The 24,726-nt window shown below is 44.3% G+C and carries 26 protein-coding genes; 8 read left to right on the top strand and 18 right to left on the bottom strand.

Translation table 11 applies throughout. The features are described 5' to 3' along the window. Positions 1-138: 138 nt before the first annotated feature. The 7 genes from Q3A68_RS17610 to Q3A68_RS17580 all read right to left on the bottom strand — a co-directional run bounded on the left by Q3A68_RS17610 (position 139) and on the right by Q3A68_RS17580 (position 4,238). Positions 139-1,215, bottom strand: a complete 1,077-nt coding sequence (locus Q3A68_RS17610; RefSeq protein WP_302902433.1) for an NAD(P)H-dependent flavin oxidoreductase — start codon at positions 1,213-1,215, stop codon at positions 139-141. Beyond that, complete coding sequence (locus Q3A68_RS17605; protein ID WP_302902432.1) at positions 1,205-1,531, bottom strand: putative quinol monooxygenase; 327 nt, start codon at positions 1,529-1,531, stop codon at positions 1,205-1,207. The genes Q3A68_RS17610 and Q3A68_RS17605 overlap by 11 nt, the downstream gene beginning before the upstream one ends. Before the next feature lie 33 nt (positions 1,532-1,564). Beyond that, positions 1,565-2,020, bottom strand: coding sequence for a nuclear transport factor 2 family protein (locus Q3A68_RS17600; protein ID WP_302902431.1), 456 nt, complete (start codon positions 2,018-2,020; stop codon positions 1,565-1,567). Between the two features lies 1 nt (position 2,021). Continuing rightward, entirely contained in the window at positions 2,022-2,756 is a 735-nt protein-coding gene (locus tag Q3A68_RS17595) for an SDR family NAD(P)-dependent oxidoreductase (RefSeq protein ID WP_302902430.1), read from the bottom strand. Positions 2,757-2,760: 4 nt separating this feature from the next. Beyond that, the gene (locus Q3A68_RS17590) at positions 2,761-2,982 is read right to left on the bottom strand and encodes a tautomerase family protein (protein ID WP_302902429.1); all 222 of its coding nucleotides are present in this window, start codon (positions 2,980-2,982) and stop codon (positions 2,761-2,763) included. A gap of 26 nt (positions 2,983-3,008) precedes the next feature. Continuing rightward, positions 3,009-3,542 carry a YceI family protein gene (locus tag Q3A68_RS17585; RefSeq protein ID WP_302902428.1) on the bottom strand — a complete coding sequence of 178 codons (534 nt, stop codon included), beginning with the start codon at positions 3,540-3,542 and terminating at the stop codon, positions 3,009-3,011. Positions 3,543-3,653: 111 nt separating this feature from the next. Continuing rightward, positions 3,654-4,238: a Crp/Fnr family transcriptional regulator gene (locus Q3A68_RS17580; RefSeq protein WP_302902427.1), complete on the bottom strand. Its 585-nt coding sequence runs from the start codon at positions 4,236-4,238 to the stop codon at positions 3,654-3,656. Positions 4,239-4,478: 240 nt separating this feature from the next. Between Q3A68_RS17580 and Q3A68_RS17575 the strand changes: the two genes are divergently transcribed. After that, positions 4,479-5,453 carry a glycoside hydrolase family 43 protein gene (locus tag Q3A68_RS17575; RefSeq protein WP_302902426.1) on the top strand — a complete coding sequence of 325 codons (975 nt, stop codon included), beginning with the start codon at positions 4,479-4,481 and terminating at the stop codon, positions 5,451-5,453. 68 nt (positions 5,454-5,521) lie between these two features. Beyond that, on the top strand, positions 5,522-7,231 hold the full coding sequence (locus Q3A68_RS17570) for a GH39 family glycosyl hydrolase (RefSeq protein ID WP_302902425.1): 1,710 nt from the start codon (positions 5,522-5,524) through the stop codon (positions 7,229-7,231). 114 nt (positions 7,232-7,345) lie between these two features. On the opposite strand, the gene Q3A68_RS17565 is transcribed toward Q3A68_RS17570, so the two are convergent. The 11 genes from Q3A68_RS17565 to Q3A68_RS17515 all read right to left on the bottom strand — a co-directional run bounded on the left by Q3A68_RS17565 (position 7,346) and on the right by Q3A68_RS17515 (position 19,163). Beyond that, complete coding sequence (locus Q3A68_RS17565; RefSeq protein WP_302902424.1) at positions 7,346-7,885, bottom strand: carboxymuconolactone decarboxylase family protein; 540 nt, start codon at positions 7,883-7,885, stop codon at positions 7,346-7,348. A 2-nt stretch (positions 7,886-7,887) separates the two neighbouring features. Then, entirely contained in the window at positions 7,888-8,466 is a 579-nt protein-coding gene (locus Q3A68_RS17560) for a carboxymuconolactone decarboxylase family protein (RefSeq protein WP_302902423.1), read from the bottom strand. 94 nt (positions 8,467-8,560) lie between these two features. Then, positions 8,561-9,109, bottom strand: a complete 549-nt coding sequence (locus tag Q3A68_RS17555) for a carboxymuconolactone decarboxylase family protein (RefSeq protein WP_302902422.1) — start codon at positions 9,107-9,109, stop codon at positions 8,561-8,563. A gap of 3 nt (positions 9,110-9,112) precedes the next feature. Further along, positions 9,113-10,372 carry an MFS transporter gene (locus Q3A68_RS17550; RefSeq protein ID WP_302902421.1) on the bottom strand — a complete coding sequence of 420 codons (1,260 nt, stop codon included), beginning with the start codon at positions 10,370-10,372 and terminating at the stop codon, positions 9,113-9,115. 5 nt (positions 10,373-10,377) lie between these two features. Further along, entirely contained in the window at positions 10,378-10,938 is a 561-nt protein-coding gene (locus tag Q3A68_RS17545; protein WP_302902420.1) for a carboxymuconolactone decarboxylase family protein, read from the bottom strand. Between the two features lie 7 nt (positions 10,939-10,945). Next, positions 10,946-11,998, bottom strand: a complete 1,053-nt coding sequence (locus Q3A68_RS17540; protein ID WP_302902419.1) for a cobalamin-independent methionine synthase II family protein — start codon at positions 11,996-11,998, stop codon at positions 10,946-10,948. Between the two features lie 20 nt (positions 11,999-12,018). Further along, positions 12,019-13,485, bottom strand: a complete 1,467-nt coding sequence (locus Q3A68_RS17535) for an alpha/beta hydrolase-fold protein (protein WP_302902418.1) — start codon at positions 13,483-13,485, stop codon at positions 12,019-12,021. 7 nt (positions 13,486-13,492) lie between these two features. After that, positions 13,493-14,794 (bottom strand): RagB/SusD family nutrient uptake outer membrane protein, encoded by a 1,302-nt coding sequence (locus tag Q3A68_RS17530; protein ID WP_302902417.1) that lies wholly within the window; start codon positions 14,792-14,794, stop codon positions 13,493-13,495. 17 nt (positions 14,795-14,811) lie between these two features. After that, positions 14,812-17,754: a SusC/RagA family TonB-linked outer membrane protein gene (locus Q3A68_RS17525; protein ID WP_302902416.1), complete on the bottom strand. Its 2,943-nt coding sequence runs from the start codon at positions 17,752-17,754 to the stop codon at positions 14,812-14,814. Between the two features lie 36 nt (positions 17,755-17,790). Further along, positions 17,791-18,369: a carboxymuconolactone decarboxylase family protein gene (locus Q3A68_RS17520; protein WP_302902415.1), complete on the bottom strand. Its 579-nt coding sequence runs from the start codon at positions 18,367-18,369 to the stop codon at positions 17,791-17,793. Positions 18,370-18,617: 248 nt separating this feature from the next. Next, positions 18,618-19,163, bottom strand: coding sequence for a hypothetical protein (locus Q3A68_RS17515; protein WP_302902414.1), 546 nt, complete (start codon positions 19,161-19,163; stop codon positions 18,618-18,620). Between the two features lie 252 nt (positions 19,164-19,415). Between Q3A68_RS17515 and Q3A68_RS23200 the strand changes: the two genes are divergently transcribed. From Q3A68_RS23200 to Q3A68_RS17490, 6 genes are all read left to right on the top strand, one after another. Next, positions 19,416-19,730: a DUF6660 family protein gene (locus Q3A68_RS23200; RefSeq protein ID WP_368045687.1), complete on the top strand. Its 315-nt coding sequence runs from the start codon at positions 19,416-19,418 to the stop codon at positions 19,728-19,730. A 57-nt stretch (positions 19,731-19,787) separates the two neighbouring features. Beyond that, entirely contained in the window at positions 19,788-21,974 is a 2,187-nt protein-coding gene (locus tag Q3A68_RS17510; RefSeq protein WP_302902413.1) for a TonB-dependent receptor, read from the top strand. 94 nt (positions 21,975-22,068) lie between these two features. Beyond that, on the top strand, positions 22,069-23,211 hold the full coding sequence (locus tag Q3A68_RS17505; protein WP_302902412.1) for a permease: 1,143 nt from the start codon (positions 22,069-22,071) through the stop codon (positions 23,209-23,211). After that, positions 23,172-23,789 carry a helix-turn-helix domain-containing protein gene (locus Q3A68_RS17500; RefSeq protein WP_302902411.1) on the top strand — a complete coding sequence of 206 codons (618 nt, stop codon included), beginning with the start codon at positions 23,172-23,174 and terminating at the stop codon, positions 23,787-23,789. The genes Q3A68_RS17505 and Q3A68_RS17500 overlap by 40 nt, the downstream gene beginning before the upstream one ends. A gap of 133 nt (positions 23,790-23,922) precedes the next feature. After that, entirely contained in the window at positions 23,923-24,306 is a 384-nt protein-coding gene (locus Q3A68_RS17495) for an HYC_CC_PP family protein (RefSeq protein WP_302902410.1), read from the top strand. A gap of 129 nt (positions 24,307-24,435) precedes the next feature. Continuing rightward, positions 24,436-24,681, top strand: a complete 246-nt coding sequence (locus Q3A68_RS17490; protein ID WP_302902409.1) for a heavy metal-binding domain-containing protein — start codon at positions 24,436-24,438, stop codon at positions 24,679-24,681. Positions 24,682-24,726 lie beyond the last annotated feature (45 nt).

Genomic DNA, 24,726 nt, shown 5'->3' with positions numbered 1-24,726 from the left:
GAAATTTTTATAAAACTGGCGAAATAAGATACTAATAAAAATGACGTAAGTCATCGGTTTATCTGATGAGAAACATCGTGCAGTAATGGCAGATAAGGTTCGGTCTGCCAATATTGGCCCATGTGCAACCTTGATTGTTTAGAATGTCATAATCTCTGCAGCCTGGTCAATCACCGATTGCATCAGTTTAGCAGCTTTATGATGCTTCAGGATGGGAGCAATCTGTCCTCCCCAAAACAACACCATATCCCATTTCTGTTGTTCGAGCGCTGCTTTTCTTAACGACGACATAAAGGTGGTTTGCAGCGGAAACGGTAAAAACGCTTTTTCCTTTCCTGACAATTCCAGAGCCGGCCTGCTGGTAATGCCACGTCCTAATCTTCCGGTAAATGCACGCGACAGCGTGGTATATTTAGTTGCATCAGAAAACAACATTTGCTTGTGTATTGGTAAAGCACCAGATTCATCGGTTGCCAAAAATGCCGTCCCGATCTGGACTGCATCGGCGCCTAAAGTCAACGCTGCTGCCACTCCGCGGCGATTGGCAATACCACCTGCGGCAATTACCGGCACTTTCACGCTTTCCTTTATCAGTTGAAGCAGCACAAATGTCCCGGTAATTGACTGTTCTGCCGGAGCCAGGAACGATGGCCGGTGACCGCCAGCTTCAAAACCCGAAGCAATAATCATATCCACACCGCTTGCTTCCAAAGCGACGGCTTCATCCAGTGTTGTAGCTGCACCTATGGTTTTGATCCCTCTGCTTCGAAGTTGTTCCATCACGTCCTGCGGGAGTGTGCCAAACATAAAGCTGAATACTTTGGGACGGATATCCATAACCACCTGCAACTGGTTTTCAAACCTCGATTTAAATGGTGCTGGCTTCTCAGGCATCGCTATTCCGGCCTCCTCAAAATAAGGCCGGAATAGCCGTTTAGCCTCTTCATATTGCGTATCAGTTATGGTGCCATCAACAGCGTCGGTATCCGACACCCACAGATTTAGGTTATAGGGTTTGTCAGTAGCCACCTTAATCTGCCTGTCCAGCTCATATATCTCGCCAGGGTTCATGGTATAAGCGCCGTACCCACCCAAACCACCCATATTGGATACTGTTGCCACCAATTCTACAGAAGAAAGTCCGCCGCCAAACGGGCCCTGCAGTATGGGATATTGAACCCCTAAAAGCTCCGTCACCTTTGTATTATACCACATGGCCAATTTGTATTGAACTGTTTAACGGTGTCAGAAAAACCACTTCGATTTTATCGTCTACGATTTTACCTTTTACAAATTCAAAGAATTTTGTAGCATGAGGCAAGGTTTTATGCCATTGAAAGGCCTCATCGTTTTTATAAATCTCATAAAAGAAAATGCTTTGAGGCGAATCATTTCTGGTATATGGCAGAAATTGTTCGCTGCCTGGTTCTTTGCTTGTTTCTGTTGCCAGTATTGCAGTTGCTTCTTTCACTTCCTTTTCAAAACCCGGAAGAATGTTGATATAAGCTACCAATGTTAATTTAGTTTCCATTACTAATGTTTTAAATGAGTTGATGACCAAAGATTAATTTGCTGTATCACTGATCATTTTATTAACCAGCAACCATTTGCCGTCCATTCTGTGGAATGACAGGAACTCATGATAAATAAAATCATACATAGTCACTCTCACCTCAGCAATGGCGATGGAATTAACCACTTTAACAGAGAGGATCTCACCTTTATATGGTTTGCCTGAGTCTTTGGGGCTCTGACGGTGAGCCACACCATCAAGGTATTCAGCCAGTGTTTTTTGGTAAGGCTGACCTTTCACATCACCGAATAACAAGGTTCCCGGATAATACACACTTTTGAGTGTATTTACGTCACCTTCATAAATACCTTTGAAATAACGGTTTTTCAATGTTTCTGAGATCACTAATGAATCTTCTTTTTGCAGTGTTTCCATTTTTGTAAGGTTTTGTGCTTTGACATCCCAAAAGCACCAGGACAACAAAGCGGTTAAAAACAATGTTTTCATTTTAATTGAGGTTGTACCCGGCAGCTACCCCACCGTCAACATTAATAATAGCGCCGGTAATAAAATTGTTCTTGGCAACCGTATAAACCATCTGGGCAATATCTTCCACCTCACCCACACGGTTCAGCAGATGCAACCCCGCATTCTGGTCGGCATTGTCACCGTGCATCGGCGTGCGGATGGTACCGGGTGCTATCGTATTTACCCTGATGTTATCTTTGCCAAATTCAGCAGCCAGTTGTATAGTAAGGGCATTTATTGCACCTTTTGATGCCATTTGTGCAGTGATGGGCACTCCGCCGAGACCTTTGTTAACTAGTGGTGTACTGATATTGATCACCACACCGTCGTGCTGTTTCAGCATTTGGGGTATCACAGCCTGTGTAGTGAAATAAGTACCTTTGAGATTGGTATTTAAAAACCTGTCGAGGTATGCTTCGTCAACCTCAAGGAATGGCCTGGTTTCAAAAATGCCGGCGTTATTTACCAGTACATCCGCCGAGCCGAATTTCTCGACCGCGATAGCTACCAGTTTTTCACCGGTACGCTTATCACTTACGTTGCCGGCCACCATGGCCAGGTTTTCGCCGGCACCAAGCTCGTTATAAACTTGTTCCAGCTTTTCAGCGGTGCTGGAATTGATCACTACATTATCGCCCTTTTCCAAAAAATAGCGGGCTACTTCTTTCCCTATGCCGGATGATGCTCCGGTAACTATTACTGTTTGTTTTTTCATTGCTTTACTTTTTATCTGCTGTTATTCCCTTTTCCCTCAAAACCGATGTTTGCTCGCCTGCATAACCCCAGTCATCCAATCCAATTTCCTGTATAACAACGTGGGTCAGATGCGGATCCCGGTTCAAAACCCCGGTGATTACGCCGGTTACCCCTTTGATCAGTTCCCTTTTTTGCTCACGGGTCACGCCGTTTTCACGGGTGAATTCAATTTTTACGTATGGCATGGCTTTAATTTTTGTGCCCCGGCTGCTTAGGCAGCTTTAGCGGTGATAGTTACATTTAAATCAAAATTGTTGTAGATAAGGGTGTCGCCAAGGTCTTTGAAGAAGTTGCCTGAACGGAATTTCATGTCGTACAGCGTACGGTCGACAACCACTTTACCTGATGCACTAACAGTGCCGTTATTGTTGCTTAGTACTGCAGTGAATGCAACGGGATGGGTGATCCCTTTTATGGTCAGATCGCCTTTCACGTTATAAATGTTATCGCCTGCTGGCTCTGCCAATGCAATGGTGAATTTTGCTTCAGGGTATTGTTCTGATGCGAAGAAATCAGCTGATGCCAGGTGACCGGCAAACTGAGCGTTTGTAGAAGGATCGCTTACGTCGAGGATCTTGATAGATGTGGTGTCGATGATAAACTCCCCACCTGTTAACTGACCGTCATTCAGTATCAGTGCCCCTTCTTTGATTGAAATAGTGCCGTTATGTGCGCCTGTTACTTTTCTGCCTACCCAATCGATATTGCTCTGAGCGGCTTCGATTGCCAATTTTTGTGTTTCCATGATCTTTTTGTTTTGATTAACAACACAAAGGTGGGGAGGAATTACCGGGTTGCTGTGTGACCTACATCACATTCGAAAAAGCAGATTTCTTTTGTGATCTACATCACAATTTCAGGAGTTGTAGAGCCGGCTCAGCGTTTCTCTTGAAACGCCCAAATAAGCTGCTATCAACTGTTTCGGGACAATATTATACAAGGCTGGGTACAAAGCCATCAACTCTTCATAACGATGACGGGCGTCATTATTCATGAATGAGAGTAATCGTTTTTGCGCAGCCACATAGCCTTTATTAGTACGCCAGCGGAAGAAATGCTCTACGGGATGAATTTCATTGCATAGTTTTTCGCGATCAGCGCTATTGAGGCACAGCACCTGCGAATCGGTAATGCAATCGACGCTGATGGTTGCCCTGCCGCCATTATAAAGAGCATTATAATCAGATGCCCACCAGGTAGGCATAGCAAATTGCAGGATAAACATTTTAACCTCGTCATTAATGTAAAACGACTTAAGGCAGCCCTCTAACACAAAATATTCACAATCTACCTTATCACCCTCGCTGATGATAGCCTGGCCTTTTTTATACGATTGCTGCTTAAAATGCGAAAAGACATAATCGAATTGTTCGTCGGTTAACGAAACAATTTTAGCAATATGGTCCTTCAGAATCGCTTTGGCATCCATTGGGAATGGCATTGACAGCCTTTAAAGTTAACAACTCTTCTGTTAAGAAGCTCGTGGCATTTTGTTTTTTGACAAACTTTATGCAAAGTGTTTTCTGCCGGTAATCGGAAAGTATCTAAAAATAATTTTTAAGTGTTTATTTAACAATTAAAAATTATTCTATATTAGTCTCCTGGCTCATATATCAATATCCGATCTTATAAACCGATAATTGCGAATGAATAAGCGCAATAACACCACAAAACTAAATTTATGATCAAGTATTTATTTACTTTCTGGGTTCTTCAGCCACTCACCCTCCCGTCATTTGCTGCGGGTCGTGACACAACTATACATTCAAAGGGCAACCCGATTATCACACACGTTTATACTGCTGATCCGGCCGCTATGGTTTACAAAGGCAAAGTATACCTGTATACCGGGCATGATGAAGCCCCCGCCGGACACAACGGTTATGTGATGCATAACTGGCTGTGCTTTTCATCTGAAGACATGGTGACCTGGACTCAGCATACGCCAGAACCTATGAATGTAAAGACATTTAAGTGGGCGAAAGACGATGCCTGGGCATCACAAGTAATTGAAAGGGGTGGCAAATTTTACTGGTACGCTGCAATGGAACATGCAATAATCCCGGGCAAGTCGATAGGTGTTGCTGTCTCCGACTCACCCACCGGCCCTTTTATCGACGCCAGGGGTACCGCCCTGATCACAAATGATATGACCAAGGCTATGACTCATCCATGGGATGATATAGACCCAACTGTCATGATTGATGGCGACGGTCAGGCTTATCTATTCTGGGGTAATGGCATTTGTTATTATGCCAAACTCAAAAAAAGCATGACCGAACTCGATGGGCCGATCAAAACCATTGACCTTCCTCATTTTACAGAAGCGCCCTGGATAAATAAGCGCAACGGATGGTATTATTTGTCTTACGCTTACCAGTTCCCGGAGAAAATCGCTTATGCTATGAGCAGAAGCATTAACGGGCCATGGATATACAAAGGCATTATTAATGAACTTGCGGGAAATTCAAATACGAACCATCAGGCAATAATTGACTTTAAAGGCAAAAGCTATTTTATATATCACACTGGCGCACTTGCGGCAGATGCAGGCAGCTTTCATCGTTCCGTTTGTATCGATTACCTCTACTATAATAAAGACGGTACTATCAAGCGGGTAGTTATGACAACGGAAGGCGTTAGAAAAGCGAAGTGATAATTATAACTTATTCATTATCCGTGCAAGGCATTCATTAAGAAGAGAACCTACTCTTAACCAAACCAATGAGAACAACTGAATATATGAGGCTATTTAAAAGAATTGGCCTATTACTTAGCTGTACCGCACTAACCATTCAGGTTCTTGCGCAGCAGGGACCGGCCATTATTAAAGTTGATCTGACCAAGGAAACGGGCGATATGAAATCCATTTGGGCATGGTTTGGGTATGATGAACCGAATTATACCTACATGAAGGATGGCAAAAAATTATTGTCAGAATTGGCAGCTTTGAGTCCTGTACCGGTTTATGTACGCACGCATAGCTTATTGGTGAGCGGCGATGGCGAGGCGGCATTAAAATGGGGATCAACCAACGCATACACAGAAGATGCCAATGGCAACGCAGTTTACAACTGGCGGATAATTGACAGCATCTTCGACACTTATGTCCAAAGAGGGATGAAACCGCTGGCTCAGATAGGCTTTATGCCCGAAGCGCTTTCAACAAATAATTCAAAGCCCTACAGGCATCACTGGAAACCGGGTGATCCTTACTCAGATATTGTTACAGGATGGGCATATCCACCAAAGAGCTATGAAAAATGGCGGGAGCTGGTTTACCAATGGGTAAAACACTCTGTGGAACGCTATGGCAAAAAAGAAGTGGAAAGCTGGTATTGGGAAGTATGGAATGAACCTAATGGGGCTTACTGGAAAGCGTCGCAGGAGGAGTTTTTTAAGTTGTATGACTATGCCGCCGATGGATTAAAACGGGCACTGCCAACCGCCAGGATAGGTGGTGTGAACGCGGCCGGAACTGCAAGCAAGGGAGCGCAGGAATGGCTGAACAATTTTATTAAACATTGCATATCAGGGAAAAACTATGCTACCGGAAAAATAGGTTCTCCGTTAGAAGCCATTCTTTTCCATGCAAAAGGACAACCTGGTTTAAAGAACAATGTGGTGGTTATGAATATGTCGACCCAGCTTCGCGACATTGCCACGGGTTTCAATATCGCTATGTCGTACCCCGAAACCAGTAAGCTGCCTGTCGTCATTGGTGAGTGTGATCCGGAAGGTTGCGCGGCGTGTGGCATGGCAACCAATCCCGAAAATGCTTATCGCAACGGTACTATGTACTCCAGTTATACCGCGGCATCATTTGCCCGTATTTATCTGCTATCCGATCAGATAGGTGTAAATTTTCTCGGTGCTGTATCATGGTCATTTGAATTCGAGAACCAGCCCTGGTTTTATGGGTTCCGTGATTTGGCTACCAATGGGGTTGATAAGCCGGTGCTCAATGTTTTTCGCATGTTTGGCAAAATGTCGGGCAAACGCGTGGAGGTTCGGGGCAATCGCATGTATCCGCTAAAGACCGTAGTTGATTCAAGTGTGAGGGGGCCTCAAACCGACATTGGTGCACTGGGAAGTAAAGACAAGCGATCTGCAGCAGTAATGATCTGGAATTATCATGATGAAGATAAACAGGCACCGCCCGAGCCAATCAACCTGAGTATATCAGGCTTAACTGCAAAAAAGGTAAGACTGACTAAGTATCTTATCGATAATAAACACAGCAACTCCTATGAGGCCTGGAAAAAGATGGGCTCTCCGCAATCGCCCTCAGCACAACAAATAAGGGAGCTTGAAAAATCCGGTCAACTTGAAACTGACGGGAACCCGTTCGATATGAATGTAAAAAACGGGCAACTGGAACTTAATTTGTTACTTGCGCGGCAAGGTGTTATGCTGGTGAAGCTTGATTGGTAACCACAAAACCGATAGCGATATTCGATAGTGCTAAAATAGTCAGCGTATTTTAGCACTACTCGCTGAAACCGGATCCGGACCATCGTTCCTCTGATTAACAGTCAGGATAGTTCGTCAACTCTTCCCATAGCCCACATAAGCCATACGTTCCCCCATTTCTTTATAAGCTTCGTTGGTTTGCGGCGCCCAGGTACCTAAGCCATCTACATAGCGGTTATACATGCAAAACGCAGCAGCAATGAGTACTGTATCGTGTATCTCCTGGTCGGAAGCGCCAGCTCCTCTGGCACGGGCAACATCCTCTGCCATAACTTCCTTACCGCTGCGCTGAACCTGGTGAGCTATATGCAATAATGCCCTGAGTTTATCTGATACCTGGGTATTGAGCAGCCCCGTTTTGATCTCATCAATAAAATTCAGGTCACACTTTAAATGTGCAACGGCCGCTGCCGCGTGAGAAGTATGACAGAAATGGCAATTGTTCCACCAGGAAACCGAAGCCGCTATGATCTCGCGATCACCACTTGACAATGATGAAGGGCCGCGAAGTAAGGTTTCGGCTAATTCAAGCAATGGTTTTGCTGTTTCAGGGCGGTAATTTAACAAGCCTACTATCCCAGGCAGTTCTTCATTCAGTAATTTAATATGAGCCATAGTTAAGATTTTTGTAGTTCTTGCGTAAGTGTAAAATTAATTGACGTGGGCTTGTAGCCTTCCCTGGTACGTTGTTCCCCCATTTTGTCGTAAAACGCTTCGTCATCGGGTTGCCAGGTGGCAAGACCATCTACATAACGGTTATACATACAAAACGCAGCCGCGATCAGCACAGTATCATGTATCTCGATATCTGTTGCGCCTTGTCTACGGGCCTGTTCCACATCCACGGTCAGCACATTTTTTCCGCCCGTTTGCACTTTTGCCGCTATCCTTAACAAAGCTCTTAATTTGTTACTGATCGGGGCTGTCTCGGGATCAGCCAGCACCTGTTTAACCAATGCAAGGTTGCTGCCAAGCTGATGTTTGGCTATGGCGCTGTGCGAACGGGTGCAAAAATTACAAGTGTTCAGGTTGGATACATACGAGGCGATTAATTCACGTTCTCCTGCACTAAGTGTGGGATGCGGATCGTGAAGCAAAACCTGTGCAAGATGGCATAATGTTGCAGCTGTCTCCGGGCGATAAACGAATAAGCTACGGATTCCGGGGTATTCTACTGGCAAATCAATGTGTGGCATTTTCAGTTGATTAAGAGTAAGTTGATCGGGTTGATACTGTTAATTGAACTAGATAAAGTGGATTGGGGATGTAACCACTCGCCTGGTCAACTAACTATTTATAAACACTGGATTGATATCCTTCCAAAGCACGCTGCGGCGCACGGCTCACGTAAAATTGCCGGTCAGTTGGCGCCCAGGTTGCCAGGCCATCCACATAACGATTGAACATGCAAAATGCTGCCGCAATCAAAACCGTATCATGAATTTCAACGTCCGATGCGCCGTTGTTACGTGCTTCTTCTATTTGCGCCGTAGTAACATTTTTCCCGCCTTTTTGAACGCTTGCCGCAATACTAAGCAGGGTTTTCATTTTGCTATCAAGCTCTGCCGTTTTAAAGTCCTGCTTGATGCGGTCGATCTGGTCGATATCACAATCCAGGTAATGGCCAGCCATAGCGCCATGTACATTCTGACAAAAAAAACAATCGTTCAGGTAGGATACATAAGTGGCAATCAATTCGCGTTGTCCACGACTTAGCGAATTATTTTCGTCGCGAAGCAGTGTTTCAGCAAGAAAATTCAGCGGCTTCTCTGTTTCCGGGCGGTAGGCCATCAATCCCCTGATACCCGGCAGTTCGTTATTTAATTTTATATGTGCCATAAATTATTTTTTTAAAGATTGCGTACCGTTTTGTATGTCTTTGATCATCAGCATGGCAATCAACCCTATCACAAATACCAACGAAAATGTAAAGAGGGAATTACTGTATCCGCCCAGTGTGGTTACCAATACCCCAACGCCTAAAACAGCTATACCTGTAAATATACGACCGATATTAAAACAAAATCCCGTAGCTGAAGCGCGGATTGATGTTGGAAAAAGCAAAGGAATATAGAGCGAAAGCACTCCCTGGCTGATCCCAAAAAACAAAGCCAAAAACGCAATTTCGATATAGATTATACCTGAAAAAGTTGCATTCGTCTTGAACAAGATGAACGACACCACCGAGCAAACCACAAATGACAGGATCAGCGACCGCCGCAATCCAAGCAGGTTTACTACCCAGCCGGAAATAAAGCCACCGGTCAAGCCACCCATACCCATGAACATCATGCTTATCCCCCGCTCTTTATTGGCGTCGGTAGTCAGCAGGCTCTGTATCCAGGTTGGCAGCCACAAAAAGATAGCCCAAAGCCCGATCAGCATAGTCCCAAATATAACTGAGCCAATAAGCAATGTTTTGAGATTAGACCTGTGGAACAGACCTATGTCCTGACTGTTATCGTTGATATGCTCTTCATGATCTTTCAGCCACAAACCCGATTCACTGATCACCCAGAAACCAACGATTGCTACTGCTATCGGAATGACACCCACCATAAAACCCTGGCGCCACGAGTTAACCAAATAATTGATGGCCCCGGCAGAAAAAATACCCACCGGGATAGAGATCGACAAAATACCGGTATAAACTGCTCTTGTCTTTTCGGGCCAAACCTCGGAGATCAACGTGAATGAGATCACCAGCAACCCTCCGGTGCCAACCCCACTCAGGAAACGGCAGACTACTATTTGCCACCACTGGGTAGCCTGGCTTATCAGCAGCGTAAATATCCCAAAACAGGCTATGGACAGCAAAAGCGAAATTTTTCGTCCCGCCTTATCTCCAATAAAGCCCCACAGGAACCCACCCGCGGCCCATCCAAAAATAAAAATAGAATTGATATAGGCGCTCATCTCATTAAACTGGCTATCTGTTTGACTTCCGCGCAACTCTTTCACTACTACCGGCAAATAAACCGACATCAGCGTTGATACAACGCCTGCAAACATGTTCCCTGCAAAGCAGACGATGAATAACATCGCCAGTTGGACTGACGTCGTTTTTTTGTAGACAGTGTCGGTGGTTAAAATTGTTTCCATAATTTTTATTTCTTTAAATGATCGTAGCCCTGCGGTAAACGTGTATAACCATGATTAACAAGCCTATCGGCCAGCGTATCGAAGTACGCTTCATTATCAGGCATGGTGGTCGCCATGCCATCCACATAACGATTGTAAAGGCTGAATAAGGCTGCAATCAGAACCGTATCGTGTAATTCCAAATCGGTTGCGCCTTCTGCTTTAGCCCTTATTACCATTTCCGGAGTAACTAATTTACCGTTTTTCCCAACTGCAGCAGCTATCGCAAGCAAAGCCCTCATTTTATCGCTTACCGGTGCTGATTCAATGTCATCCTTCATTCTTTGGGTAGTGGTTTTATCTCCCAAAAGCAGGTCGGCAGCCGCAGTATGTGCAGTAGTGCAAAAGCGGCATTGGTTGCCGTGCGATACGATGGTAGCTATCAGTTCGCGTTCCCCTTCGGTCAGCGTGGAAGATCCGCGCATTAGTATTTGGGTCAGCTCGCGTATAGGCTGACCAGTATCTTTCCTGTATTCCAGCAAACCGGTGATGCCCGGCAAATGTGATTCTAATTCAATATGTGGCATAGTGTCTTTAGTTAAATAATTTCTGTTCAGCCAGCTTAGTCCCTTCCACACGGGCTTTTATTTTAGCGAAGGCTGTTTCGCGGGTGGTAGATACATCATCGCAAAATGGCGAAAAGCCGCAATCGTCTGTTGTACCCAGTTGCGACAATGGGATATACTCAGCCGCTTCCAATACCCTATCGCGTACGGTTTCCTTCGTTTCTACTACCGGGTTAAGCACATCGATTACGCCAATAAAAGCGGTTTGACCTGGTTTAAGATATTGTTTAATGATCTTCAGTACTTTCCTCCTATCTGGTTCGCTGGCCAGTTGCAGGTAAAAACTGCCCACATGCAAGTTAAAAAGTTCTGGCAGGAAATCGGCATAATCAATATCGGCGCTATGGGTCGAATCATGGTCTCCACCCGGGCATACATGCACACCGAGCTTTTGTTGTTCCTCTTTACTGAAGCGGTCGAAAACCTGATTATTCAAACCAATGAAATGTTTCAACACACCGCCGGAGGGATCAAGTTTCAATGATAACCTGCCTTCGGTAAAATCCATTTGCACTTTGTAAGCACCATGCTCCAGACATTGACGGATGTCTTTCTCACATTCATTTAACAAATCATTAATGAAGTCTGATTGGCTATAGCCTGGTATACCATCCTGTGGGTAGATCAAACTCAATGCAGAGGCCGAAATAACGGCTTGCTTAACAGGTAAATGGGTCTTCTTTTTTGCGATATCCAGGTATTTAACTGCGTAATTACCATACTTAAACGGTCCTGATGTTAGTACAGGCAGTTGCCGGGTATGACCGTCTTGAAAGTTTATGGTGACACCGTTTGGTGCCAGGTCGGTCAGCCCTTCGAGTGGGTATGTAGCAAAGCTCGATTTAGTTTGTTCGCCATCGGTAATAACCGGCGAGCCTGTTTGAGCAAACTGACTTATGGTATCATTGATAGCCCGTTCAAAAAGCACATCAAAAGGGTTACTATCTGGTTTTCCCGCGATTGCGTCGATCAGCTCATCCGGCCTGGGGATGCTGCCTATTGGTTCGGTAGGTAATTTCATGGTATTTGTTTTTAATGTCGTCAATTCTTTATTCCCAACTCGTTATACTTCTGCTCGAGGAAACGGTATCCGGCTAACCGGTATTCGGGCGTATGTATCGTAAAATGATCTCCCGGGTAGTATTCAAATACAAAGCCTGCGTCCAGCTTTTTCATTTCGCCGTCCAGCAGATGTACCGCATAGTTCAGCAGAAAATTATCCTGATTACCTACTGTCACGCGAATTTTCCCTTGCAGATCAGGTTTTATTTGCTGCCAGTTGCTCCGCAGGTAAAGTGAGATGTCGTAGTTTTTCCAATGCTCAAATGTTTTAGCGTCGATCTCCCCAGTTTCATCATTCCACAGACTACGGGGTGTGCTATCCGGGTTCCTGGTGCTGAATACAAAGTTGAACGAATGCATCTGCTCACCACGGTATATGACGTGTTCCATCGAGCACATATTTTTCATGGTGATCCAGGGGAAACGACCGGCAATAGTACCTGCTAAGCGTAGCGTGCTGTCTTTACCATAATAAATATTCTTTTCGCTATACAAATTCACTTCCTGAAAACTCCGGAAATCAACCGGGTCAGGTGAACTCGACCAGCATGCGGCAAAGACTTTTGGATAATGCGTTTGCAACCATAAAACTGTCCAACCACCGCTGCTGTGTCCGGTTAGCAATCTCGCAGGATTGGTGCGGTAAGTTTTTTCAACAAGAGGGATAAGCTCCTGAGTCAGCGCATCGCCCCAGGGACCGTTATTATCGCTGTTTGCATATACGCAATGCCCGCCGGGACAATTCCCATCGAGGAAAACACGGATGCAGGCGGTAGTATCTATCGGATCGCTGGGTGCATCCTTACCTGAATAGCCATGATAGTCGCCCCCGTAACCGGATATCCAATACAGGACCGGGAATTTCCGGTTAGGCTGGCTGTAATACCCCTTAGGTAAAAGCACAGCGGCATTTACGGTGGTTGGCCGTTTGTAAAAGGCAGTAAGCAACGCCGAAGGCACTTTCAATTCTTTTACAAATTGGGTTTCTTTGAAGGACATCTTTTTAATCATTTCACTACAAACGATATCAAATGATTGCGCCCTGTCTTTAGTGATCTTAACCACAATGGTATTGTTAAACATATTGCCCGGACTTTCTGCTATGGCACGTCCGCCTTCATTTTTATCCCAAACTACCTGTGCATAATAAGCGCCCCGTTCAATATCAGAAAGGACCGTCGGATATGATATTGCTTTATCGTCAAATTCAACCTTTTGTCCCGGCTTCACATTTTTCACATCGATTGAAAAACATGGAAAACTATGAACACCTACCATATCGCCCTTCGGGCTTTTAGCGTCTTTCGACAGGTATAAAAATACCTTGCCCGAAAAGCTTTCGGCGGATGCCGCAGGTGTAAAGCTGGCTGTGAATTTCTGGCCCATGGCCTGCAGAGAGGCCATGGATACAGAAAGTAGTAATAGTGTTTTTATAATCAGTTTCATAAAGCTTTTAATGTTCGGTTACCGGTAATGGAAACTTCGACCAAACCTGGTCGCCTGTCCTGTCAATAGGAAGGGTATTTAACAGATTATACCTGCGCAGGTCGATCCAGCGATGTCCTTCGAAGAACAGTGAATATCTTCTCTGATTCAGCATTTCTGTGATCAACGCGTTTTTGTTCACAGCCCCGCTATAATTGCCCAACCCATGACCGTTCCTGATAGTGTTTAGTGCGCTTATCGCTGTATTAAAGTTACCAAGCTGTATGTTCGCTTCAGCATAGATCAGGATCAGCTCTTCGTTACGTATAATACTGACAGGTGCAGTACTGGATGTATACAACCATACGTCGCGGTTACTGCTAAGGCCGCTAAGGGATGCTGCTGTACTACGGAGCGATGTTTTATTGATACGGTCATCCCCTGCCGCTAAATCGGCGGCATAAGAAGGATGTGCTACTCTTACTTCACCCGTTTGATTTTGCGGGATGAACACAGGGTTCAGCTGATCGCCTGATCCGGTCCCAAAAATATGATACACACCTGTATTAAAGCTGCCGTTCAGGTTGAGGAATGAGGCATTTACATTATCTAATGCCGTTTGCCAGTTGGTCTGATACAAACTTACCCTTGCCGCCAGCGCCCGGTTAAATTTGGTCAACCCGGCAGCATCATCCAATCCTGTAAAACCGGCTAACTGGAAAGATATACTCGCATTGCTAAGATCGGTTTTAGCCGAGTCAAGCAGAGCGGTGATGGCAGCCAGTCCATCCGTATAGCTAACAAAAGGCCCGAGGTGGGTTGGGTCGGCTACATTTACACGGATACCATTATCGTAAGTAAGGTTTAGATTAAGCAAAAGCTGATAGGCTTTTATGGTTCGTGCAAAGCCGATGTAGCCTGCTTTTTGTGCGTTGCTTATCAGTGTAGAATTATTTGCAGCCTGTATCAGGGTATTGCAGTTTTTGACCACTCTATAGCGTGAAGCCCAGGGGAAAGTAATGTAGAAATTGGCCCCGTTTAATGTCGCGCCGTTTGCGCCGAGCATGTCCAGTACATAACGTGGCTCGGAGTTGGAGAAGCGATAGGTCTCGCGGCCGATGATACTCACATCATCCAGGTAAAAGTTTAGTGAATTTCGCAAACCCGACTCGGTTCCGCTTACCAGGTTATTTAATTGTGCCTGTGATGCATTTTTGGTCAGGTCTTCAATGGTTTCTCCGTTCAGGTCCCCGTAATCTTTTTTGCATGAGCCAAAAAGAAGAAGCGAGACAGAGAATAATGCTATATAGATTTTAATATTTCGTTGCATGGTCATCGTTTTAAGGATTAGAAATTAAGTGAAACGTGCAGTGCGGCTTGCTTGCTGGATGGATATGGATCGATATCTACACCCTGTGAAAAGCCTGTACCAAAATTGGAAACTTCAGGATCGTAACCTCTGTATTTAGTTACTGTAATGTAGTTGTGTAAGGATACCCCCACATTTACTGATTTGATATAAGAAACCGGCATCTTACGGATGGTATAATACAACCCGATCTCTCTGAAACGCAGATAAGAGGAGTTTTCAACTGTCTGGTGTGCATCCGATCCGATCTTCATTAACTCGGTAACCCCATAAGGCAGACCCGATGGCGTTTTTTTATCATAATCGGCGCTGGTGCTGCCAAATACATTTTCAAGATAAGTCACATCCACGTTTTGACCACCATATTTCCAGTGGATAAGGAAACGAAGACTCCAATCTTTAAAGAACGTGATCTCATTGTAGGTGCTCATCTGGAAACGCGGTTCAGCATTTCCCAGCACGCCAACTCCCTGCCCGTTAAGGCCGATGATCTGGGTAGCCGATTTGCCTTGCTGTATCTGATATTCCCCGAGCAAAACGCCCCCAACTGAACCCAATTGTACCGGTGGAACGATCAGTTTAGTAACATTTGAGCGGTTGAACCAGAGGTTAACCGAAGTGTTCCAAACGATGTTCCTGGCTTCAACCGGCCTGGCATTCATCCCTAATTCAACCCCGTGATTGGTCAGGTTACCTGCATTGAGCCATTGCTGTGCAAAACCTGATGAAGGCGGAGGCGTAGTTAATAAAAGGAAGTCATTAATATCCTTAGCATAATAGGTCAGTTCAAAACCCAGTCGACCTCTTAGTAAGCTGAAGTCAATGCCAGTCTCAAATTCTGTTTGTCTTTCCGGCTTGATGTCTGATGCACCTGCAATCGTATTTACAAGCAAACCCGGGAAGCCGGAAATATTCGATACGCCAAATGCAGTAAATTTACTGCCATAAGCAGGCACATTGTTTGCCTGGCCGTAAGCAGCTCTCAATTTGATGCTTTCAAAAAGACCTTGTTTAATCAGCCCCATATCGGTAAGATTCCAGGATATGCCACCTTTAGGATATAAATAGTATTTAGAGACATCGCCATTATTGCTTGAGCGGTCGAAACGCAAACCACCGGTCAGGGTGATCGAGTTAAATAAGGTAGCTTCTTCCTGGAAGAAAATTCCGCTATTCAGATATTTGGTGCGGATTTGAGTGGCGCTTAATGATCCCGCCTGGTCGACATTTGACTGACCGGAAATTACCTGGCTGGCTACATCGAGCAGGTTATTATAATTCCCTGTTTCCTGCGTAATGCCGGCAGAGGTATTGAGCAATAATTTGCTTGATGGCGACCATGTATTTACCAACGAGAAAATGTAATTGGTATTCAGATTCTTAGTAAAGCCTTGTATGGATTGTCCTTTATTTATAGCCTCAAACTGCAATACACTCGGCATCAGCACGTTGGTCTCCAGATTATAAAAGTCAAAGCCTCCGCGGCCAATGAATTTGGTGTTGCTATTGTCGCTTTTTTGGAGATTAATTTCAAGGTTGGTCCCCATGATCAACCTGTTCACTGATTCATTATTTTTCATCAAAGCAATGGTCTGCAGAGGGTTGGATGCCGCGAATGGGTTGTCCGGATAGTTCCCTTTGGCATCCGGATGCAGCTGTGCAAAATCAGGAGTGGATGAAAGTGCAATACCTATACTGGTTCCGGAATTATCGTTTCCGAACATGCCTCTGTCGGCCGAGGAATTGATATAGTTGGTAGTTATGCCAAACTTGATATCATCGGTAAGTTTATGATCAAGGTTGAGGCGAACATTGTTATTCTCATAACCGGTATTCTGTACAATTCCCCCATCATTTTCGTGACCCGCTGAAAAATAGAACCCTGTTTTTTCAGTACCGCCTGTCATGCTCACATGGGTATTATAATTGAATGGTTTATGATCGTAAACTTCTTTTTCATAATCGTATATCTGTCCTTTGGATTGAGCAGCGAGGAATTGACTTGCTAATGCCGCTGATGTTGCTGAGTCGCGGGCCAGTGATGCTGCAGTTTGGGCAGTAAACTGCCGCACACCCAGCAATTTGATGGGGCTCGAAAAACCGACATCCTGTGATATACTTACATTGGTTTTGCCTTGTTTGCCCTTTTTGGTAGTAATAATCACCACACCGCCAGCTGCTTTTGAACCATAAATAGCCGCAGCAGATGCACCTTTTAATATTTCGATGTTCTCAATGTCTTCTGGTCTCAGGTCAGCAATACGGCTTGAGGGATTATCCTGGGTTGAGGTCGGCCCAGTGCTCCCTGCCAGCGTTACTGCATTTAAGCCCCCTGATGTAGCCGAGTTGTCAAGATAAACGCCATCAACAACATACAATGGCTGGGTATTTCCATACACAGAAGTAACCCCGCGCAATTTTATGGAGATACCACCACCCGGCGCACCAGAGTTGGCATTGATGTTGGCGCCAGTGATCTTCCCTTCCAGCGCTGCGTCAAATGTTTGTGCAGGGGCTATTCCATTTAATTCTCTTGCGCCTATCGCCTCGACAGCATTAGCCAGGTTTTTCCTTTTTACTGAAGTAGCCAAACCTGTCACTACTACCTCATCAAGGCGCGAAACATCCTCCTCTAATTTGATATTAAGATTTGAATTTCCAGCTGTGCTGACATTTTGTGTCTTATAGCCAATAATGCTTATTGTCAAAACAGCATTATCTGATACCCTGATAGAAAACTTTCCATTAGCATCAGTAGTAGTAGCCTGTGAAGCATTTTTTACCGAAATGTTAGCGCCTGGTATCGGCGTATTATTCGCGGCCGAGACTGTCCCTGTGACTGTTCGGTTCTGGGCAAATAATGAAAACGGAAATATGGCCATGAATAACCATATTAGTAAGTAACGTAAATTCTTTCTCATTGTGGTTTTGGTTGATTGAATAGTTTAAATATTAGTTCATTTCTCTTGTTTATCGGCCACCGGCTGCTTGTTAGTGAAAACATGATTACCATAGCCATTTTCAGCAATTTGTCGCGCTCTCAGGGGATAAGTCGACAAATCAGTTGGTGTATTGGAAGCCAGGCCATCAACGTAGCGGTTGAACATACAGAATGCGGCTGTGATCAATACTGTATCATGAATATCCTTATCGGTTGCCCCGTGTTGCTTTGCCGTTTCAACCTGTTCGGTTGTAACCAGTTTGCCGTTTTTCTGAGCGCTGGCAGCAATGGCCAGCAAGGCTTTCATTTTATCCGAAATGGGCGCATTGTCGCGATCTTTTATCACCTGGTTTACTAACTCGTTATTGTCATTTAAGTAGCAGGTAACAATCGCACCATGTGAATGCTGGCAATAAAAGCAATCATTTAAATGGGATACATAAGTTGCAATGAGTTCTCTTTCGGCCATCGTTAAGCCTTCGTTTGTTCTTAAAAGCAGGTTTGCCAGTACACCCATGGGTGCGGCAGTCTCCGGGCTAAAGGCCATTAATGACCGTATTCCCGGTAAATCTTCATTTACCTTAATGTGTGGCATATTCAAAAAAATTTAATAAATAAAAGGCTGATTGAACAGAATTTGTTAATCATTAAGCATTACCATTGCGTTGATATGATCTATTGATGCGATTGACTTCGTAATCATAAAAAAGCACGGTAACTAAGGACACCTGAATTCGGATATGACATTGTACTTGCACAAATACTGACTAGTTGATATATGCAGAACATTTCAAATAGCAGTTGCTGCAAAAAGCCACAATGTAAAAATGAATCAGGAAAGAATTAAACTTCAGGTGGTTGACCACCGACTTCGAGTGCGGGTTTTAAAATACCGGCGAAAGTAAAACTATGACTAAGCTTTTTAACCGTTATGCACGCTGAATTAGTGTAACTGAATGTGAGATATTCGCTTTCGCTTAAGCTCTTTTTAGCCAACGGGTTATTGGGGTGCTTGGTGTTCGAGGTTGGTATATCATTAATCAGCTTACCGTAGAGAACATTAGCCTTAACCAGTTTACTTAATTCGGGATTGGGAACAACACGCAAATATAAGGTATCGCGCGTGATTTTAATTTCAGCGTAATCGTACCTTGCACCTTTTACCTCTACCTGACCGCTAATTGCCTGGTAACCGTCCCAATCCTGTTGCGTAGGCATGTCAACAGGTATTTTAACGTCCACCAAATCTGAGTGTTTGTAATGGTTAGTATTGATTTTGGCGAAAATCCTGCTATCCGACCTGTACATCATGTATCGAAAAAACAAGTCATACCCCCCTGCATTAAACAGTATGGCGACAACCATTAATATGGCGAATAGCTTTTTCAATTAATACAGGTAAAACTGGTTAAAATTAAAGGTATTTGAAATATTTGAAACTAACAATATAAAGAAGAAAAATAATAAAGCAGCCAATTTATTAAATAGCTGCTCCCTGTTAATATTAATACCGACACGCAGAATAAATGGGCCCCACCGGGGCATATAAGACCCGAACCTTGGCGGCGAACCAGCGCCGCACTGATTAAGAAAGCAATAAATTATTTAGAATTACTCTAACTTCTTTATAGTTTAGCGGCAATGAGGTACCTGGCGCTAATATTTAGTGTTTATTTTGTCCTGCTGGTTATTTTACCTTGCCAGGATAAGGAGGACATTAAAGGCAACGCAACACATGGCACTATCAAGAATGCAAATGCGTGCAATGATCAAAAGAGTCAGGAAACGTGTCCGCCTTTTTGCACCTGCTCTTGTTGTTCTACCGCCAGAATTTTGATAGCGCAAGTCAATTTCTCCTCAGTTACTCAAATTACATTAAGAAAATACCCACGGCCTACTGTGCCTGCAGTACAAAAACGAATTTTGACCATCTGGCAGCCCCCAAAAATTAGTTAAACACTTTTGCCAAAGCTTAAAAAGCTGATTATTCTGTTTAACTTAATTTCTTAATTCATGAAAAAACTTATCGTGCTTTTAGTAGCACTGCATTATGCTGCTATAGCCTATTCTCAAAATATTTTTAAGGCTATCATTAAAGACGTCAAAAACAACGAAGTTCTGATTGGTGCTACCGCAACCGTACAGGGTACTGCAATTGGTGCATCCGCAGATACAAGTGGACTGGTTAATTTAACCCGAATACCTGATGGCACTCAGATAATCCGGTTTGGTTTCGTTGGATATCAAACCCTTTTAGACACTATCACTTTTCCTTTAGTACAAAATCAGCCACTAATAATTCTTCTGCAGCCTGCTGGGAACGGTGAAGGGCAAGAACTCACCGAAGTGGTGGTAGGTGCCACCCGCAGTAGCCGCACTATTGCTAATATTCCAACCAGAGTAGAGGTGATCTCCGGTGAAGAACTCGGGGAAAAAGGTAATATGAAACCCGGTGACATCCGGATGCTGCTGGCGGAAAGCACCGGTATCCAGACGCAACAAACCTCTGCTACCAGCGGTAATTCGAGTATCCGTATTCAGGGATTGGACGGGCGCTATACCCAGATTATCCGCGATGGCATTCCTTTGTATTCAGGTTTTTCCGGTGGATTGGGTTTACTGCAGATTGCCCCGCTCGATCTGAAGCAGGTCGAAGTCATTAAAGGCTCATCCTCGACGCTATATGGTGGCGGGGCCATCGCCGGGCTAGTCAATCTGGCTTCCAAAACCCCCACGAAGGAACGCCGGTTAGACCTCCTGTTTAACGGCACCTCGGCCAAAGGTGCAGACGCCAGTTTGTTCTACGGTCAAAAATTTGATAAGATCGGGGCAACGTTTTATGCGGCTTATAACCACGGCACGCCTTATGATCCGGCTGAGATCGGTTTATCAGCCATACCACGCTTTAACCGCTACACGCTCAACCCCAAACTGTACTTTTATCTCAACGAACGGACAACACTTGTGACTGGTATTAATGCGACGGCCGAGAATCGTACCGGCGGAGATATGCGATACCTGGAAAACAGAGGCAGCGCTGAACATAGCTATTTTGAACGGAACAAAACCGGACGTTATAGCTCACAGGCCGAATTGGATCACCAGATCAACGACAATGAAAAGTGGACAATAAAAAATAGTGTCAGCTACTTTGACCGGAGCATTGCCTTACCTGACTACGTTTTTTCAGGCACACAAGTATCATCCTACAGCGAAGCCAACTACAGTAAAAAGGGAGTACTTGCCGACTGGGTGGCAGGCCTAAATTACCTGACCGATAATTTTCGGGAAGACCGTAACAGTACCTTTCCCTTGCGCAATTACCATTACACGACTATAGGTGGTTTTGTGCAGAACACCTGGGATGCGAACGAAACTATAACATTGGAAAGCGGATTGCGGGGTGATTATCATAATGCCTATGGCCTTTTCCTTTTGCCACGGCTATCAGCATTGTTTAAATTCAGTCAACATTTTTCGAGTCGCCTGGGAGGCGGTTTGGGTTACAAATCACCAACGGTATTCACCGAGGATGCTGAACGCGTCGATTTTCGAAATGTACTGCCTATCGATGTGGCCAACACAAAAGCCGAACGTTCCTATGGTGCTAACTATGATCTGAATTATCGCACAGGTCTGTTTGGCAATCAGGTGAGCTTCAGCATCAACCAGTTGTTTTTCTATACCCGCATCGAAAATCCCATTCTGTTTGTGCCATTGGCAAACGGCAATTACCAGTACCAACAACCCGGCGGGGACCTGAATACTAAGGGAATAGAAACCAATGTAAAGCTGACTTATAAGGATTTCAAGCTGTTCCTCGGTTATACCTTCGCCGATGTTTCGCAGCATATCGGCAACTCTTTCAGTGCTTACCCATTAGTCTCCAAAAACCGGTTGAATAATGTGCTGATGTACGAAAAAGAAGATGATTTCAAGATCGGTGCTGAAGCCTATTATTTTAGTCCGCAAAAACTCAATGATGGTTCGACTGGCCGGGGCTACTGGATGGCAGGATTAATGGCCGAAAAAATGTGGGAACGATTTTCGCTGTTTATCAATTTCGAGAACCTGACTGATACCCGTCAAACAAAATTTGGCCCGATTTATACCGGCAGTATTACCGATCCTACATTTAAAGATATTTATGCACCGCTGGATGGCTTTGTGGTAAATGCAGGCATCAAATTAAGATTGTAGTCTCCGCTTAGGTCATAATCTTATAAACCAAATCCGTTAATCTGTAAATTTAAAAACGCGAGGCCGGGTAATTTTGCAATGTAAATCAGTAACTATGATCAGCATTATTCTAAAAATATTATCCGGCCTTTTTTATATGATATGGGACATCTACTGGGGCCTGGCTTTCGGTTTTATTCTTTCCTCGCTGGTAAGGGCATTTGTTTCAACAGAACGGATCTCGTCCAAACTCGGAAAAGATACCGTCAGGGCAACTGCATTATCAACCTTTTTTGGCGCCGTTTCGTCGTCCTGTTCGTATGCAGCGGCATCAATGTCCCGGACATTGCTGATCAAAGGCGCGACCTGGTCTAACGCTGTGTCGTTTATGGTTGCCAGTACCAACCTGGTATTTGAAATATTTATAGTAATCGTTTCACTGCTTGGTTGGGCTTTTTTTGGTGGGGAAGTTATCGGTGGGTTATTTTTTATCATGGTGTCTGCTATACTCATTAATCGTTTTTTTCCTAAAAAAGTAAAAGACGAAGCGAAAGAGCATATTCATCATAGCGAACACAGTGGTCATGCCCATCATCACGAACATCAGCATGAACCAAAAAAATCCTGTTGCCATAGCATGCCAAAAGAAGACGCGGACATAAAAACTGGTTTTTTTAACAAGCTCAAATCTGCCAGTGGTCATTTTTATATGGATGTGACGATGGTGGGGAAAGATATTGGCATCGGCCTGGTCATCGCATCAATCCTGATGGTGCTGGTGCCGGATAGTTTCTGGCAGAGCTTATTTTTAACGGGGCCTACCTCCCTCCCGCATTTCCTGGTTTTAAGCTGGAACGCGGTTGTCGGAATATTCATTGCCGTCATTGCTTTTGTCTGCTCAGTCGGTAATATCGTTATGGCGGCAGTGCTTTGGCAGGGCGGCATTTCATTCGGCGGGGTTATCGCCTTTATTCTGTCAGACCTGGTTACAATACCGATGCTCATGGTCTTCAGAAACTATTATGGAGGTAAAACGATGTGGTACTTGCTGGGATTCTTGGTGATCAGTATCTTCCTAACTTCATTATTCCTTGATTACTCTTTTGCAGCATTGCATTGGCTGCCGAAGCCACACAGTGGTGGTATGCAAATGGCGGCACAACATTTTCAATGGAATTATAACACCTGGCTTAACCTGATTTTTATACCGGTTTCGATTTGGTATTTCTTTATGGGCAGAAAAAGCATGAAAATGTAATAGCTTTGCTTTCTATGCTGCTTCGTATTAAAAACATGGTATGCGACCGCTGCCAGATGATCGTCCGGCAACAGTTGGAAAGCCTGGGGTTCCATGTGAATGAAGTTACCTTAGGTCAGGCTGTGGTCAGTCCTGAACCAGATGAGGAACAGTTACAACTAATCGCTTCGGCTTTGAAGGTGCCGGGATTTGAACTGATCAGCAGTGAAACAGAAAAAACGGTTGAGGCGATTAAAAATGTCATTATTGAGCTTGTACACCATTCCGATCTTTCTGAAATGAATATTACTTTCTCGGATTTGATCTCAAACCGGGTTGGTAAAGATTACGCTTATCTAAGCCGTCTATTTTCTAACTCTCAAGATAAGACCATTGAACGCTATATTATTGAACAGAAGGTGGAGCGAATAAAAGAATTGCTGGAGTATGGCCAACTTAACCTCAATGAAATCGCCTATCAGATGGGCTATAGCAGCAGCGCCCACCTGTCAACTCAGTTTAAAAGCATTACCGGTCTAACGCCGACCAGCTTCAAATCCGCCAGCAAGACCAACCGGCGGTCGATAGATAAAATATAGCTGGGTAATCATCGCGTCAATAAGCTGTAAATTATTGACAAAATAATGTAAATTCCTTTCTGTTACAGTATATAAATTAGCGGCTGCAAACTAAATTGCATTATTCGGCGTATAATTTTATTATTTTCGAATCGTGAAACGTAGCGCACTTATCATATTGACAGTCATCTACCTCTTATCCTGCGTGGGTATGAGCGTGACCCGTTTGTATTGCTGCGGTAAGCTAACGTCAGTAAGTTTCAGTTATGGAGCAGCCGACAATGCGGTTGGCAAAACGAGCAGTAACAAAAAATGCTGTGGCCACGAAAAGCAAAGTTTTAAGGTAAAGGATAACCATTTTAACAGCGCTTCGCTTGCGCTAAATCACCCTTTGCCTGCAATTATTCCGTCTTTTGTCCGCCTGAACGATGAGTCTGCGCCAAATTTATTAAACGCCCATATCAATTATAGAGGGAATGCCCCGCCCGGGCACCCGGACATACCAGCCTATACCCTTTATTGCACCTACCGGATCTGATCCAGTGCTCCTCCTTTTAGCTGATGCGTATTGTATCCGCCAAACTCAATTTTCAATTCATCATCTTAATTTATAATTCACGCACAAGGCTTGCCTTATGCCATTGATCCATTCTTAATTTTTAAAAACATGAAAAAAATCATGCTGATGGCTGTTGCCATCCTATTCTCCGCTGCCACCGTTTTTGCCACCGATCTACGTCATGGTAAAATGACCATCGATACTACCAAGAAAGCGAAACCTGCAAAAGTACAGTATACCTGTACCATGCACCCCGAGGTAATCTCAGACAAGCCTGGTAAGTGCCCGAAATGCGGTATGACTCTGGTAAAAAAAGAAGCGGAAAAGAAACCATCTGAAAAAACAAAAATGTAATTATCCGCAGTTCCCTGCCGACTGGCGGGGAACTGATTAACCACA

Origin of the sequence: Mucilaginibacter tolerans (genome assembly GCF_030519375.1) — a bacterium.
Lineage (GTDB): Bacteria > Bacteroidota > Bacteroidia > Sphingobacteriales > Sphingobacteriaceae > Mucilaginibacter.
Note: the sequence above shows the minus strand (reverse complement) of the source record. Positions and strands in the feature narration are given on the sequence as shown.

What these genes read in the sequence shown, in the direction of transcription:
- Q3A68_RS17610 (WP_302902433.1), bottom strand. Translation starts at nt 1,215, where the DNA reads ATGTGGTATAATACAAAGGTGACGGAGCTTTTAGGGGTTCAATATCCC.
- Q3A68_RS17605 (WP_302902432.1), bottom strand. Translation starts at nt 1,531, where the DNA reads ATGGAAACTAAATTAACATTGGTAGCTTATATCAACATTCTTCCGGGT.
- Q3A68_RS17600 (WP_302902431.1), bottom strand. Translation starts at nt 2,020, where the DNA reads ATGAAAACATTGTTTTTAACCGCTTTGTTGTCCTGGTGCTTTTGGGAT.
- Q3A68_RS17595 (WP_302902430.1), bottom strand. Translation starts at nt 2,756, where the DNA reads ATGAAAAAACAAACAGTAATAGTTACCGGAGCATCATCCGGCATAGGG.
- Q3A68_RS17590 (WP_302902429.1), bottom strand. Translation starts at nt 2,982, where the DNA reads ATGCCATACGTAAAAATTGAATTCACCCGTGAAAACGGCGTGACCCGT.
- Q3A68_RS17585 (WP_302902428.1), bottom strand. Translation starts at nt 3,542, where the DNA reads ATGGAAACACAAAAATTGGCAATCGAAGCCGCTCAGAGCAATATCGAT.
- Q3A68_RS17580 (WP_302902427.1), bottom strand. Translation starts at nt 4,238, where the DNA reads ATGCCATTCCCAATGGATGCCAAAGCGATTCTGAAGGACCATATTGCT.
- Q3A68_RS17575 (WP_302902426.1), top strand. Translation starts at nt 4,479, where the DNA reads ATGATCAAGTATTTATTTACTTTCTGGGTTCTTCAGCCACTCACCCTC.
- Q3A68_RS17570 (WP_302902425.1), top strand. Translation starts at nt 5,522, where the DNA reads ATGAGAACAACTGAATATATGAGGCTATTTAAAAGAATTGGCCTATTA.
- Q3A68_RS17565 (WP_302902424.1), bottom strand. Translation starts at nt 7,885, where the DNA reads ATGGCTCATATTAAATTACTGAATGAAGAACTGCCTGGGATAGTAGGC.
- Q3A68_RS17560 (WP_302902423.1), bottom strand. Translation starts at nt 8,466, where the DNA reads ATGCCACACATTGATTTGCCAGTAGAATACCCCGGAATCCGTAGCTTA.
- Q3A68_RS17555 (WP_302902422.1), bottom strand. Translation starts at nt 9,109, where the DNA reads ATGGCACATATAAAATTAAATAACGAACTGCCGGGTATCAGGGGATTG.
- Q3A68_RS17550 (WP_302902421.1), bottom strand. Translation starts at nt 10,372, where the DNA reads ATGGAAACAATTTTAACCACCGACACTGTCTACAAAAAAACGACGTCA.
- Q3A68_RS17545 (WP_302902420.1), bottom strand. Translation starts at nt 10,938, where the DNA reads ATGCCACATATTGAATTAGAATCACATTTGCCGGGCATCACCGGTTTG.
- Q3A68_RS17540 (WP_302902419.1), bottom strand. Translation starts at nt 11,998, where the DNA reads ATGAAATTACCTACCGAACCAATAGGCAGCATCCCCAGGCCGGATGAG.
- Q3A68_RS17535 (WP_302902418.1), bottom strand. Translation starts at nt 13,485, where the DNA reads ATGAAACTGATTATAAAAACACTATTACTACTTTCTGTATCCATGGCC.
- Q3A68_RS17530 (WP_302902417.1), bottom strand. Translation starts at nt 14,794, where the DNA reads ATGCAACGAAATATTAAAATCTATATAGCATTATTCTCTGTCTCGCTT.
- Q3A68_RS17525 (WP_302902416.1), bottom strand. Translation starts at nt 17,754, where the DNA reads ATGAGAAAGAATTTACGTTACTTACTAATATGGTTATTCATGGCCATA.
- Q3A68_RS17520 (WP_302902415.1), bottom strand. Translation starts at nt 18,369, where the DNA reads ATGCCACACATTAAGGTAAATGAAGATTTACCGGGAATACGGTCATTA.
- Q3A68_RS23200 (WP_368045687.1), top strand. Translation starts at nt 19,416, where the DNA reads ATGAGGTACCTGGCGCTAATATTTAGTGTTTATTTTGTCCTGCTGGTT.
- Q3A68_RS17510 (WP_302902413.1), top strand. Translation starts at nt 19,788, where the DNA reads ATGAAAAAACTTATCGTGCTTTTAGTAGCACTGCATTATGCTGCTATA.
- Q3A68_RS17505 (WP_302902412.1), top strand. Translation starts at nt 22,069, where the DNA reads ATGATCAGCATTATTCTAAAAATATTATCCGGCCTTTTTTATATGATA.
- Q3A68_RS17490 (WP_302902409.1), top strand. Translation starts at nt 24,436, where the DNA reads ATGAAAAAAATCATGCTGATGGCTGTTGCCATCCTATTCTCCGCTGCC.